The organism is Paraburkholderia lebeckiae (assembly GCF_050436225.1).
Lineage (GTDB): Bacteria > Pseudomonadota > Gammaproteobacteria > Burkholderiales > Burkholderiaceae > Paraburkholderia > Paraburkholderia tuberum.
Window position 1 is genome coordinate 70,766 of sequence record NZ_JBNDLU010000001.1, and the last position, 13,868, is coordinate 84,633.

Annotated in this window: 11 protein-coding genes and 2 pseudogenes; 4 read left to right on the forward strand and 9 right to left on the reverse strand. The window is 60.3% G+C overall.

Annotated features, from left to right (window positions below):
• Positions 1 to 185: 185 nt before the first annotated feature.
• Positions 186 to 1,310 (forward strand): porin, encoded by a 1,125-nt coding sequence (locus tag OKW45_RS00285; protein ID WP_026226498.1) that lies wholly within the window; start codon positions 186 to 188, stop codon positions 1,308 to 1,310.
• Positions 1,311 to 1,837: 527 nt separating this feature from the next.
• Here OKW45_RS00285 and OKW45_RS00290 read toward each other — a convergent pair.
• From OKW45_RS00290 to OKW45_RS00330, 9 genes and pseudogenes are all read right to left on the reverse strand, one after another.
• A pseudogene (locus OKW45_RS00290) lies at positions 1,838 to 2,752 on the reverse strand (IS630 family transposase); the annotation flags it as partial.
• Positions 2,753 to 2,831: 79 nt separating this feature from the next.
• Positions 2,832 to 3,350, reverse strand: a pseudogene (locus OKW45_RS00295) (IS6 family transposase); the annotation flags it as partial.
• 282 nt (positions 3,351 to 3,632) lie between these two features.
• Positions 3,633 to 4,790 carry a fumarylacetoacetate hydrolase family protein gene (locus OKW45_RS00300; RefSeq protein WP_429465144.1) on the reverse strand — a complete coding sequence of 386 codons (1,158 nt, stop codon included), beginning with the start codon at positions 4,788 to 4,790 and terminating at the stop codon, positions 3,633 to 3,635.
• A 46-nt stretch (positions 4,791 to 4,836) separates the two neighbouring features.
• Complete coding sequence (locus OKW45_RS00305; RefSeq protein WP_018424293.1) at positions 4,837 to 6,060, reverse strand: glycoside hydrolase family protein; 1,224 nt, start codon at positions 6,058 to 6,060, stop codon at positions 4,837 to 4,839.
• 145 nt (positions 6,061 to 6,205) lie between these two features.
• Positions 6,206 to 7,099 (reverse strand): helix-turn-helix domain-containing protein, encoded by an 894-nt coding sequence (locus OKW45_RS00310; protein ID WP_429465146.1) that lies wholly within the window; start codon positions 7,097 to 7,099, stop codon positions 6,206 to 6,208.
• Between the two features lie 188 nt (positions 7,100 to 7,287).
• Positions 7,288 to 7,731: a MaoC family dehydratase gene (locus OKW45_RS00315; protein WP_018424295.1), complete on the reverse strand. Its 444-nt coding sequence runs from the start codon at positions 7,729 to 7,731 to the stop codon at positions 7,288 to 7,290.
• Positions 7,728 to 8,921, reverse strand: a complete 1,194-nt coding sequence (locus OKW45_RS00320) for a CaiB/BaiF CoA transferase family protein (protein WP_429465148.1) — start codon at positions 8,919 to 8,921, stop codon at positions 7,728 to 7,730. The genes OKW45_RS00315 and OKW45_RS00320 overlap by 4 nt, the downstream gene beginning before the upstream one ends.
• A 44-nt stretch (positions 8,922 to 8,965) precedes the next feature.
• Positions 8,966 to 10,111, reverse strand: coding sequence for an acyl-CoA dehydrogenase family protein (locus tag OKW45_RS00325; protein WP_018424297.1), 1,146 nt, complete (start codon positions 10,109 to 10,111; stop codon positions 8,966 to 8,968).
• A gap of 48 nt (positions 10,112 to 10,159) precedes the next feature.
• Positions 10,160 to 10,732, reverse strand: coding sequence for a MaoC family dehydratase (locus OKW45_RS00330; RefSeq protein ID WP_429465150.1), 573 nt, complete (start codon positions 10,730 to 10,732; stop codon positions 10,160 to 10,162).
• 206 nt (positions 10,733 to 10,938) lie between these two features.
• Here OKW45_RS00330 and OKW45_RS00335 point away from each other — a divergent pair, with 206 nt between their 5' ends.
• Genes OKW45_RS00335 through OKW45_RS00345 form a run of 3 tightly spaced genes read left to right on the forward strand, consistent with a single transcriptional unit; the run spans position 10,939 to position 13,868 of the window.
• On the forward strand, positions 10,939 to 12,039 hold the full coding sequence (locus OKW45_RS00335) for a TRAP transporter substrate-binding protein (protein ID WP_429465152.1): 1,101 nt from the start codon (positions 10,939 to 10,941) through the stop codon (positions 12,037 to 12,039).
• A 12-nt stretch (positions 12,040 to 12,051) separates the two neighbouring features.
• On the forward strand, positions 12,052 to 12,585 hold the full coding sequence (locus OKW45_RS00340; RefSeq protein WP_018424300.1) for a TRAP transporter small permease: 534 nt from the start codon (positions 12,052 to 12,054) through the stop codon (positions 12,583 to 12,585).
• A gap of 11 nt (positions 12,586 to 12,596) precedes the next feature.
• Positions 12,597 to 13,868, forward strand: coding sequence for a TRAP transporter large permease (locus tag OKW45_RS00345; protein ID WP_429465154.1), 1,272 nt, complete (start codon positions 12,597 to 12,599; stop codon positions 13,866 to 13,868).

A 13,868-nucleotide genomic window follows, 5' to 3' on the forward strand; every position in this document is an offset into this window, starting at 1 on the left:
ATTGAGGCAATGACGAATTGCGCGGAAGCCGGCACGCGCGAACCGCACTGAACGATAGATGTCGCGCCGGATGGCCATAGACCGCAGGGGGCGTCATCGGCTCGTTCAGAACGAGGCGGAATGTGAATGCGTCGGCATAAAGACAGTGGTTAGTAATACTAAATAAATTGAACGGAGACAGACACGTGAAATCTAAATTGGCTAATCTTCTTGTTGCGTCGTACCTGCTGAGCTTCGCCGGACTGGCGAGTGCCCAGAGCAGCGTGACCCTCTACGGCTTGATCTCGACGGCTATCGCCTATGCGAATAATCAGAAAGGTGGCTCTTCATGGTTCGTGGCGAACGGCCCGATGCAGCCGCCACGCTTCGGACTGAAGGGAACCGAGGACCTCGGCGGTGGGCTGCATGCCATCTTCACGCTGGAGAGCGGCTTCAGCATCACCAATGGATCGCTTTCGCAGGGCGGGCGCATGTTCGGCCGGCAGGCGTTCGTCGGCTTGTCGTCCGATCGTATCGGCACGATCACCGTCGGGCGGCAATACGACCTCGGCGCCGCAACGCTCTGTGCCTATGAGTCGGCGTGCCAGTTCGCCGCCTACGGCACGCATATCGGCGACAACGACAACGTGTTCAACACGTTTCGCGTCAACAACGCTGTCCAGTTCAAGAGCCTCGATTATCGCGGGTTGCAAGTCGCCGCGCTTTACGGCTTTTCGAACAAAGCCGACGGGTTCTCCGACAACAGCAGCTACAGCGCTGGCGTGACATACCGCAACGGCGGTCTGTCGCTTGGCGCGGCCTATAACCAGGTCACAATGCCGAACGATCCGAATAACACCGGCGGGGCTGTTTCGGGCGACTACGGCTTCAGTTCGCCATTCATCACTAATCCTGCGACCGGCGCAGGCGTCGCCAAACAGTGGATGTTCGGCGCAGGCGGGGCCTATAAGTTCGGCGCGGCAAGCGCGTCCGTGCTCTATACGAAGTCGCGCTTCGACTACCTCGATACGTCCAGGGTCGACCTGAACAACTTCGAGGTCTCGCTGGTGGATTATGTGCTACCCGATTTGCTCGCTGGCGCAGCCTACATCTACACATCAGGCAGCTATCACCCGCAACTTGTCGACCCGAAATGGCACCAGGTCAATGTCGGACTCGACTATTTCCTGAGCAAGCGGACCGACCTCTTTCTCGTCGGCATCTACCAGCACGCGGCCGGTGATGCAAAGTTCGCACAGATCTATTCGCTGTCGCCTTCCAGCACGAGAACGCAAGTGTACGGACTGGCGGGAATGCGGACGAAATTCTGAGACGAGGGCCCCCGGCTTGCACCGTGGCGATTGCGCGAGACAGATCGTAGCTCTTCGAGCAGCGCCTTCGCCTCTCGCAAGTCGGTGGAATCGAAGCCTTCCGCGAAAGCGCCACAGAATCTGGCCAGCCGCTGGCGTGCCGCCTCACTCTTGCCTTGTGCTTGCCACAGGCGCGCGAGGCTCAACGTAGCGCGCAGCTCGAGCGACTTCGCGCCCCAACCGATACGCTTCGTTCCGCCATCCCGGGTGTGGATGAGCGTCTGAAAGCCTTCTGCGCGGTTCGCGGAGGCGCGGCAGCCGGACAGGCTCAGGCACGTGGTCCTGACGGCAGCGCCTGGGCACTAACACGGGAGGGCTTCCAAACTGGTCGATCGCTTGACCGCAGCCGTATGACACTCCGGCCCTCCGATCCTGCGGAGTTACTAAGCCGAAACAAAGTAACCGGACATGGGTCAAGCCGCGTAGCGGACTGACGGATGTTGAAACATGGATCGGACCAGGGCTGGAATCTTCTGCAACGAGCGCAGAACCGATCGAACACGCTGCTTGAGATGCCCGGGACCTTTGATGGCAAGCTTGCCGATCTTGTGATGTTTGAGATAACCCCATACCAACTCGTCCGGGTTCAGGTCTGGCGAGTAAGCAGGAAGGAAGAACAGACAAAGGCGCCCATTCGATTCCGCGGCAAGCTGCCGGATCGCTTTGCAACGATGTACCGGATGACCATCGGCAATCAGGAAGACAGGCGCATCGGCGGTGAGCATCAGTCGTTTGACGAAGTCGACGTACACGGAGATCTTGAAGCTGCCTTCGAAACACATGAATCGAAGTTGGCCACGCGGGCTGATCGCTGAGATCAGGTTCACCTTGAAGCGCGCGCCAGTGACTTCGACTACTGGTGTTTGACCGACCGGTGCCCAGGTCGTGCCGCTGTGACAGTCCGATCGCACCGTCGATTCGTCGACGAAGAAGATCTGTGCCCCGCAGCGTTCGTCCTGCGGTGACGGCTCGTGCACCACGTGCATGCGGTCGCGCTCGCCACGCAGCCACGCGCGCAGGCTGATCACCAGCCTCATTGCATCAAGCCGGTCAGTCTTGGCACGCCGCTTGTGGCGCTCGACCGGAATGCTCGCTGGATCGACCACATGACACTCGATACCGCGTGCCCGTAGCGCCCGATAGATCCAGAACGCGTCCTGGCCGGCTTCATAACTCACGACAAGGTGCACGCCCGCGGGCAGCGACCACTTCAGCTTCTGTTGTTCGATCACTTCCAGCACGGCCTGTAGGCGCGCGGGGGCTTGCGTTTGCGCTACGGCGTACACTGCCGGCTGCTCCCGCTGCCCGTCGTGCAACGCTACCTTCCGCTTCGCCGCGGCGAGTTCGAGTGACACCGCCAGCGCCGGTTCCTCAGTACGCGTGCATCCCTGATCTGTACGCATGATGCTCTCCCGTGAGCAAATCTCGGTACGCCGATTTTAGGCGTTAGCCAGTCGACGACTTGGACGCTTCATAGGATCTGTTTTCAGCGCGGTTGTTCACGCGCGCGCAGGCCTTGACGAAAACGTGCTTCACATTCGCTAGCCCAGGGATCTCTGCTTTCGCGGCCGGGTAGCTTCGCAACTGGTCAGTGACGATTTTCTTCGGCGCCGCAGGACAGGCCGCCAACACCCGTTTGAAGAAGCGTTTGGCCGCGGCCTTGTCGCGGCGCTTGTGAAGCAGGATGTCGAGTTCAATGCCGTGCTCATCGACTGCACGCCACAGCAGCCAGGGCTCGCCGCGCAGCGTCACGAACATTTCGTCGAGATGCCATGTGCTGCCCGGCTTGCGACGGGCAGTCCTGACCTGATGCGCAAAACTGGCGCCGAACTTGTCCGTCGACCGCCGGATCGATTCATGGCTGACAACCACGCCGCGCTCGAACAGTAGCTCCTCGATGTCGCGAAGGCTGAGTTGAAAGCGGAAATACCACCGAAACGCGTAGCTGATGACTGATGCCGGGAACCGGTGACCGTGGTAGAGCGATTTCGTCTTCTTCATCACGTCATCTTAGCTGACCAGCGCGCTAACGTGACAACGCCCATTGTACCGGCGTCTTCCGCATCAACCTGACAGAGCCCCCATCGCCACTTCGATCGACTGCTTTCGGACCAGTCGTCACACCTGCCGTCGTGCGGTCTAACCCTCGTCAAGTTGACAATTGCGGCTCGAATCAGCTTTTCCAAGCCGGGTGACGCGACAGGCCGCCTTCGACTGACCGTCACCGCCGGTCTCGCGGAAATTTTTTTATCGCGCTCAGCGCCGGATTTACGCATCGCTTACCTACGCCATGGCGCGGGTAAGCGCCCGCCGTTTTGCAACGGTCTCGTAAAGAGCGCGTACGCCGAATCGCCAGGGCGCGATTTCGGTTGACGACTGCACGGTGTTGACAAGTGCGCCGAGCTCCGGTGTTGCAATCGTAACCTTGTCCCCGAGGTGATGCGTGAAGCCGCTGCCCGGAGCATGCCGGTCTTCAATTGGAGAGAACATCGTGCCGAGGAACAGCATGAAGCCGTCTGGATACTGGTGATGCGGCCCGGCAGTCTGGGCGACAAGTTCCTCTGGGTCACGGCTGATCTCGCGCATGTGGCTCACGCCTTCGAGAATAAATCCGTCGTCCGCGCCTTCTATCCTGAGCGACACGCTGGCCGCCCGCACCGAGTCCATGGTGAAGCGTTCATCGAACAACCGAATAAAAGGACCGATCGCGCATGAGCCGTTGTTGTCTTTCGCTTTGCCGAGCAGCAACGCACTGCGGCCTTCGATGTCGCGGAGGTTGACGTCGTTGCCGAGGGTTGCGCCGACGATCGTTCCGCGGCTGTTTACCGCCAGCACAATTTCTGGCTCGGGATTGTTCCAGCGGGAGGCCGGGTGCAGCCCAACGTCCGCGCCGTAGCCGACCGCCGACATCGGTTGAGACTTGGTGAACACCTCTGCGTCCGGCCCAATGCCGACCTCCATATATTGCGACCATGCGCCGCGCCGTTCCAGTTCCCGCTTCAGACAGTCGGCAGCTGCCGTGCCGGGGCGAATCCTGGAGAGGTCAGTGCCGATCAGTTGCGCGATCGTCGCCCGGACCGTGTCGGCTTGAGTCGCGTCGCCGTTAGCCTGTTCTTCAATGACCCGTTCGAGCAGGCTCACGGCAAAGGTCACGCCGCATGCCTTGATGGCCTGAAGATCGCACGGCGCCAGCAATGCGCGGCCAATGTTCTCGACGGGACCGAGCGCCTCGCCCTCGACGTGATGCGCAAACTCGACGAGGTCCACGCGCTCGAACAGATCGGAGGTCGTCGGCGCCGACGCCGTGATGTCGAAGGCCTGACCGGCACGAACAACGACGACCGACGGCCCGTCTATCGGCGCGTTTCGCCAGATGCGTCCGACAAGCAGGGCATCGGGTAGGTCAGTAGGTACAAAATGCGGAAGATCGTTCGATATCATGTACGGCCTGGCGAGCGAGAGTTGGGAACCGCGAGGGAGATACGCTTCAAGCGAGCGATACGCGTTGCGGGTCGGCCGGCCGAAGCCTGCCTGGCAGCATCACGCGACTCAGTGCTTCCGCGAAGAAGAAATCGCCGAACATCGTCGCGCCATCGACGCCTTCATTGTGCGGCTTCGAATAGCAGGAATTCCTCAAAAGTCCCCGCTGCGCAGCTTCGTAGGCAAACTCGTTACGACATAGAGCTTCGAGCATCGCGAGTCCGTGTTCGCGCCAGCGAACCGCATCAGCAGGGTCGGGATGCAGACGGCCCATCTCGATCAGCGCTGACGCCATCACCGCTGCTGCGGCAGTGTCCTTGATTTCCGCGTCCGCGCCAGTGGCGTCGAAATCCCACGGTGGCACAGGACGTCCATCGAGCCGGCGCAGATAGTACGCCGCTAGCCGCCCGGCAAGGTCTAGCCAGTTGCGCTTGCCGGTTTCACGCGCCGTGTTCACGTAGCCATAGACGGCCCACGCCTGGCCCCGGCTCCACGCCGATTCGTCGAATGCGCCTTGAAACGTGTAGCCGCGCTGGCGCGCACCGGTTGTCACGTCATACTCCACCGCGTGATAAGTCGAATCGTCGGGGCGGATAAACGCCTTGGCGGTCATGACAGAGTGCGCTTCGGCGGCGAGGCGATAACTGCCGTCCCCGGAATGGTTCGCCGCCCAGTAAAGCAACGATAGATTAGCCATCGTGTCGATAGCCGAGGCGCTGCGTCCGCGCGGATCGTCAAGCGGGCCCCAGGAAGCGAGATAGGCGCCGCTGCGCGTGGTGACAAGACGCGCGCGCAGTTTGTCCGCGGCTTCCATCGCAATTTGCGCGTACCACGAGTCGCGGGTGATTTCGTAGCCGGGGACGGCGCTGCTGTCGAAGATAAAGCCGATGTCGTGCGTGTTAGGATCCTGCGCGCGCTGTGCGACGAGACGCATGCGCTCGCGGGCCCACGAGAGGTATTTGTCGTTGCCGGTGTGCAAATACGACGTCAGCAAAAGTCCGACCCAGAACCCGCAAAACCAATTGCCGTGGCTCCACGCCGAACCGCGGTAGCCTGCGGACAGCGACGCCGGAAGCAGGACCCACTTTCCATTGGGCGCTGTGATCTGGGGGAATTCGACGCCGAGCGTCGGCTCGTCGTCTGCAACTTTGGTCGCAATGCGATCGAGGATATCGGTGAAGAGGGCGGACCGGTCAGAGGACAGTCCCTGGTCTTGGCACGAAGCATTCACGGCTTTGTCTCCTGATGACTTTCGCGTTTCCCGAGTGACGGGGGCACGCAAATTCTAGGAGTGCGGCGGTTCCAGCGGTTAGGACGAAGCGCGGCTTATATTGGACTTTCCTACGTCGCACCCGAACGTCTATCGTCCCACTGCTTCAAATGCTCAGTTTCTCCAGGCTGCGGCGGAAGTCGATTGGCGAGCGGCCCGTGTGCTTGCGGAAACATCGGCTGAAGTAGGCCGGGTCGTCGAAGGCAAGCTGTGTTGCGATCTCCGCCACATTGACCTCCGAATGCAGCAACAGACGCTTCGCTTCCAGCATCACGCGTTCGCGAATCAGCTTGGCCGCCGTGCTGCCGAGCGCCTGGCGCGTTGCATCGTTCAGCGCGCGTTCTGTGACGTTCAGCAGGCGTGCGTAGCGAACGACGTCGTGGACCGTGGTGAAATGTTTTTCCAGCAGGCTTTTGAAGCGTCGCGACAACAGCACGCTACGCGACGAATTGACGTCGGTCACGGCGTCGCCGCCCAGGCGCACGGACTTGATTAGCAGAACGCGAAGATATGACCAGATGACGTCCTCGTAGCCTGCCTCTTCACCCTGATATTCCGCATCGATTCCATCCAGCACACGATGAAGGTCCTGAGCTTGTGCGTCGCTCATATAAACCGTGTTCGGAATTCGCTCGAAATCGTAGACCGGAATTTCCGTCTGCGAATGGCGGTTCTGCACCTTGAATGCGAAAAATTCGGACGAGAAACTGATCGCGTGGCCGACTGTATCTTCGGACAACGCGAAGTCGTGGATCTGGCCTGGCGCCATGAAGAACAGCGTATTGGGCCGCACCTCGTAGCGAATCGAGTCGATGATGTGGTGACCGCTGCCCGACACGACCCAGACGATGTGATAGAACTCGTGCCGATGAGGATACGGCAACGTCGATTTCATATCTTCGAGGGGTGCGAAATGAAAGTCGATCGACTTGATTCGCGACCCATACTCATAGTTGGCGATCTTGAAGACCGGCAACTGACAACCACAACCGCTAAGCATTTAATTTGTCTCCTGCATCCAGCTCACTTGTTTGGCTCGCTTAGCCAGCTCACTCCTTGGCTAAATCAAGCGTGCTGTTTCTCCTTCGCCGGTCGGCATCGAACGTAGTGTAATTGTAATTAGCAAAGCGGCGTGACGGCTGTTGTCGAAAACCCGCAAAGGTTTGGCCTCGCCTGCCGATTGTCAGATCATTGGAAACGCAATTCCTTCAGCGCCGACAGTCCGGTCAGCACCGGCTTGCCGTCCTGATTGCGAACCATGGTGTCCATCACGAGGATGCGCTTGGCGGGTTTCTTCTCGACTACGGTCACATGGATCCTGATCGTATCGTCGATGAAGACGGGTCCGAGAAAGCGCAACTCCTGCCCGACGTAGACGAAGCCGGGACCGGTCAAGCCGGTATGGGTCGTCGACACCAATGCCGCGGTCAGCAGGCCGTGCGCCACGCGGTGGCCGAATGGCGTGCGTGCCGCGAAGTGCTGATCCATGTGTAAGGGGTTGAGGTCGCCCGACAGATGGCCGAAAGCGTTCACGTCACTTTCCGCGATGGTACGCACGAGTACCTGGCAGCGGCCAATCTGGATATCGTCAAAGCGCAGCATCTCGTGGCACTGATTCAGATGAGTGTTCATGCAGTTCTCCGCCCGGTCAGCGCCGCGCCCGCTTCGACCAGCGTATCGATTTCGTCCGGCTCGTAGCCCAGTTCGGCGAGCACCTCGCGGGTGTGTTCGCCTTGCCGCGGCGGCTGACGGGTGAGCGGTGGTGCTGCGCCGTCGTATCGAACCGGATGCGCGAGCAAACGAATCGGCCCGGCCTGCGGATGCTCGACCTCCATGATGATGCGGTTGTGCGCCACTTGCGGGTCGGCCTCGACCTGATGGTAGTCGTTCACGGGCGCGTACCAGATGTCGTGCTCATCGAAGGTCGTCATCCAGTCGGCCGTCGTGCGCGCGGTCAGCGCGTCATAAACGATGCGGTTCAATTCGTCGCGGCGGCGCACGTTGTCCTTTGGGTGCGAAAACCCGGCCAGCACGGGCTGAGACAAGGCCGCCGCCAGCTTCTCAGTGGGCGTGAGCGAAACGGCGATCCAGCCGTCGAGAGTCCGGTAAACTCCGTAGGGTGACGGATGGAACCGGCTGCCGGTCGGCGGGTCCGTGCGCGGCCAGAGTGGTCCGTTGTTCAGGTAGTAGGTGAACGGCTCGATCTGAAGATCGAGCGCCGCGTTGAGCAGGTTGCTTTCGACCAGCGTGCCTTTGCCGGTGCGTTCACGCGCCTGCAAGGCCGCGACCACGCCGAAGGCTGCCAACGCCGCCGCGTGCTGGTCGACGATCGCGGATCCGACTGGCGTGGGCGGGGAATCGGCCTGGCCGGAGAGCATCGTCATGCCACTGACGGCCTGCAGCAGCAGGTCCTGCCCTGGCCGCTTGAGATACGGTCCCGATGACCCGTAGCCGGTGCACGAACAGTACACGAGCCGCGGGTTGATCTCGCGGACATCGTCGTAACCGAAGCCCATGCGCTGCAGGACGCCTGGCCGGTAGTTTTCGATCAGGACATCGGCTTCCTTGATCAGCCGCCAGACGATCTCTCGCGCGCGCTCGTCGCGCAGATCCAGCGAGATGCTGCGCTGATTGCGGTTGCCGAGCAGAAAAAACATGCTCACACCTTCGACATACGCATCGAAGCCGGTCCAACTGCGCTCGAACGCGCCGCCCGGCGGTTCGATCTTGATCACGTCCGCGCCGACGTCGGCCAACATCTGCACGGCGGCGGGGCCCTGCAAGAAGTGAGTAAAACTTAACACCTTGATGCCTTCCAGCATGACTTGTCTCCTGACCGCGTGTCCGTATCTGTTTGACTGAGGGTTCAGGCAAGCAGGTTTCGCGAGATGATCATTCTCTGAATCTCCGAGGTGCCCTCGACGATCTCCAGCACCTTGGCGTCGCCGAATGCGCGCGACACTGGGTACTCGCTCATCACGCCGTAACCGCCATGTACCTGCAACGCCTGATGAGCAGCCTCCATCGCGCGTTCGGTGGCGAAGAGCTTGGCCATCGACGCCTGCTGATCGAAGCGAACGCCTGCATCTTTGAGCGCGGCGGCATCGTAGAGCATCAGTCGCGCGGCGTGCGCGTGGGCCGCCATGTCAGCGATCTTGAACTGCAGCGACTGGAACTCGGCGATCGGCTTGCCGAATGCGCGCCGCTCCTTCATGTACGCGATCGACCGATCCAGTGAACCCTGCAGGATGCCTAGAGCGAGCGCGCCGATCAGGATTCGGCCCGTGCTGATCTGGGCGAGCGTCTGTCGCAAGCCCGCTCCGCGTTCGCCGAGCAGGTTGGCGGTCGGGATCGTGCAGCGCTCGAAGAACAACTCGTAGGTGCTCGATGCGCGCCAGCCGATCTTGCGCAGTTTGCGTCCGTAGCTGAAACCGGGGGTGCCGTTGGGCACAATGAAGTTAGAAATTTCCTTGCGGCCGTCGGGGCGCGTTCCCGTTACCGCGGCGATGACGACCGGCCCGGTCACTTCCGTGCCGGAATTGCTAATGAAGGTCTTCGATCCATCGATGATGTATTGGTCGCCTTCCAGCGTCGCACGCGTCGCGATGTTGGCCGCGTCGGAGCCTGCGTTGGGCTCCGATAATCCGATCGCGCCGACCTTGCGGCCGTCGAGGATAGGGCGCAAATAACGATCCTTTTGCTCATCGGTGCCATAGTTGGAAAGCAGGCTTGCGACCGTTGAATTGGCCATTAGAGAGTTGGCGATTGCGCAATCTACCCGTGCGAGTTCCTCTAGCACGATTACATAGGAAAGCCATTCGCCACCGCCGCCACCCCAACTCTCCGGATAAGGGAGGCCGGCGAAGCCGAGCTCGCCGGCACGCTTCCAGATGTCGTAAGGAAAGGCTTCCGCTTCCCAAAGCTCTTCCGAGACAGGAGCGATTTCGTTTTCCGCGAAACGGCGCACGGCGTCGCGTATCGCGGTGTGTTGTTCGTTTAACCAATGCGGCATGTTCGACTCTGTGAAAAAGCGGGAGATGGGTTGAAGCCGGGGGCTGCGTTACAGCACCTTCAGATAGGTATCGCCAGATGCGACTACCGTGCCGTCCTGGCGCGTGACGTCTGCCCTGAAAACGCACATGTTGCGATCGTCGTCCTTCTCGCGCAGCGTGAGGCGGGCGGTGACCGTGTCGCCGATAAATACCGGCGCATTGAACGTGATGTCGTATCGGTAAGAAACCGCACCGGGGCTCGGCGCCTTTTGCGCCATATAGCCCATCACGGTCGATAAGAAGCCGACCGACAGGCATCCTTGCGCAATGCGCTTCTCGAAGCGCGTGGTTTTGGCGAATTCCTCGTTCAAATGCACCGCATAGAAATCGCCGACGATCCCGGCGAAGCCGTAGATATCGAATTCAGTTACGGTCTTGGCGCAATCGGCAGTGTCGCCGACCGCGTAACAATCCATGTGCGGGCGTTTGGCCATGGTGGTTCTGGAAGTGAGAGTCGGTTGCGGAGCCGGCCTGTTCTTTGTTGATTGGGGCCGGCGGGTGTGACTCAAATTTAATGAGTGCGGGTTGCTGACCGTTAGGACGGTTTGGGCGAATGCTTGGACTTTTTTGACTGTATGCACGCAGTGATTGCAGTCTTCGGCCGATCCGCAAGCGGCCGCGGATTGCCCCGGTCAGCTATTAGTCAATACCACCAAGGGTTTTCGCCCCGTGTGCGCCGGATAAATCGCCAAGCAGTCTGGGAAACGCGTGCCATCGAAGACGACGTAAAAAAGTACAAGAAATCGGGCGGCGGGTCCTAACGCCCGTTGCGTGCACTCACGAATACTTGGAGCGCCTGCAGACGGATCGGCCTGACGCGGCGCGAAAATTACATTCCAGTACGGAAGGAGACGAAATGAAATCATTCTTCAGCGCGCGCCGCGCATGCCGCGCCATGATAGTGGGTACGCTGCTCGCAGCGGGCGTCGTTGTCGCAAGCGTTGCCCGCGCGGACGAGCCGATCGTCATGAAGCTGGGCCACACCCTCGCCCCGGACAACCACTATCAGCTAACTGCCCAAGTGTTCGCGAAGGAGGTCGCGCAGCGAACCCACGGCAAGGTCAAGATCGAGATCTTCCCGCAGTCACAGCTCGGCGGCGAAGTGCAGATGGCACAAGCGCTGCGCACCGGCACCCAGGAGCTCATGATTTCCGCGCAGGCGCCGATCGGAAACACGATCAAGCAGTGGCAGATCTTCGATACGCCTTATCTCTTTAGCAGCATCGACGACGCCAACCGGGTTCTGCAAGGACCGGTCGGCCGCAAGTTCCTCGACATGATGCCGACGGTCAACATGATCGGCTTGACCTGGCTGTCGGTGGGCGAACGCAATCTGTTCACGGCTAGAAAGCCCGTCGGCTCGCTCGATGACATGAAGGATATGAAAGTTCGAGTGATGCAGAGTCGCGGCTATATCGCGGGCTATAAGGCACTGGGCGCAAATCCGACGCCACTGCCTTATAACCAGTTATTTCTGGCGCTTTCGCAAGGCCTGGTCGACGGCGGCGATACGTCACCGGAGCAGTTCATCCAGGACAAATTTTCCGATGTCGCGAAGCATTACTACCTGACCCACGTGAACTACCTGCCCGTGGTGCTGGCAATGAGCAAGAGCGCCTGGACGCGTCTTTCGCCTGACGAGCAGCAGGCGTTTCAGGCCGCTGCCGCCGTCGCCGCGGACTATGACATGAAAGAATACAAGCACGAGTACGACGACGCGCTCGCAATGATGAAGAAGAATGGCACCCAGGTGACCGAGATAAACACGGTGCCGTGGGCCGCCGCGACCGAAAGGGCGCGCGAGGGCCTGCTCAGCGACATTCCCGATGGCCAGGCGCTTTATCAGGAAATCAAGGCGGCCGACAAGTCCGCTGTCGCTTCGAAATGAAGGGAGAGTGCCATGGAAAAGCTTGCCCGTAATCTCCTGTTTATCGATGACCTGGTCCTGAAGATCACGCTGTTCCTATGCGGTGGACTACTTCTCATGATGGTGTTCGTCGCTGGCCTCGGGGTGGTCTTCCGCTTCATCCTGCACAACTCGCTGTCGTGGTCCGACGAGCTCGCGGCTTATCTGTTCGTGTGGCTCACGTGCCTCGGTGCGGCGGCAGGAGCCAAGCTGCGGGTTCATCCGGAGGTGCGGGTACTGGCCGACCGTTGTCCGCCCGCTTTCGCGCAGACACTGTCGGACCTTACCGACTGCGTAGTCCTCGCGCTCGGCGTGGTCTTCCTTATGTACGGTGGCGACATGCTGGAGCTGATGGGCACCGAAACTGCGACCTCTCTGCCGATCTCAATGGCGTACCCATATCTCTCGATTCCCGTCTGCGGCGCATTGCTGGTCTTTCATTCCGCGGTGCGAATCGCGGTTTCTCATCTCGCGCCCTGCGCGCAAACGAGGCAGTCTCTGTTGCAGGGCGTCTCCGAACATATCTGAGGTGAATCAACATGTGGGCACTCGCTCTAGGCGCCGGGTTCCTCGGCTTGGGTGTACCGGTGGCCATTTGCATCGGCATTGCGGCGACGATTGCATTGACGCTGAATGGAACCCCGCTGCTGGTGATTCCGCAGCAGCTGTTTTCGAACCTGAATAACGTCGGCCTGCTGGCCATCCCGTTCTTCATGTTGACAGGCGCAATCATGGATGCGGGCGGCGTCTCGCGCCGGATCATCGACTTTTCGCAGGCGCTTGTCGGCTTCATGCGCGGCGGCATCGGACAGGTGACGATCGTTGCGAGTATGTTCTTCGCCGACCTCTCCGGTTCGGCGACTGCGGATACCGCAGCGATCGGCTCGGTCATGATCCCCGGGATGGTCAAGCAGGGATATTCACGCGCGTTCGCAGTCGCGCTGCAGTCGGCAGCGGGCTCACTCGGATTGCTGTCGCCCGTGTCGATGAGCATGCTGGTGTACGCCTACACCGCCAACGTTTCGGTCGGAACGATGTTCGTCGCGGGGATAGTGCCGATGCTGCTGGTGGTCGTTTCCTTCATGCTCGTGAACTACCTGACTGCCGTGCGCCAGAACTATACGGCGGTCGAAGCGTTTTCCGCCAGGCGGCTGTGGACGACTTTCAGACAGGCGAGCTGGGCATTGCTGACGCCCGTGATCATTCTGGGCGGGATCCTTGGCGGCGTCTTCACGCCGGTAGAAGCAGGCGTCGTCGCGGCGTTCTATGTGACGCTGGTGAGCGCCTTCATCTTCAAGTCGCTCAAGCTGTCGCAGTTCGGGGAAATACTCACGCGCACGGCCATCAATACCACGCGGGTATCGTTTCTTCTCGGGCTCGCGTTCGTGCTCGGCCGCTATCTGATTGAGGCGCAAATTCCGTTACACGTCGCCAACAGCTTCCTGGCCGTGACGACCAGCGCGTTCGTGTTGCTGATCCTGATCAATCTCTTCCTTCTGGTAGCCCATACCGTACTCGAAACGATCTCGAGTATTGCGGTGGTGATCCCTGTGTTCCTCCCGCTCGTCGTGCAAATGCATATCGATCCGGTGGTGTTCGGCGTCATCGTACTGGTCAACTCAGCCATCGGTATCAACCTGCCACCGATTGGTTTTTGCCTCTTTACGGCTGCGTCCATCGGCGGCGTGTCCGTCGAAAAAGCGACTCGGGCGATCCTGCCGTTCATCTTCGCGCTGGCGGTCGACCTGCTGCTGATCATCGTCTTCCCGCATATCCCACGCTTCCTGCCGAACTTGCTGGCAATCAAATAA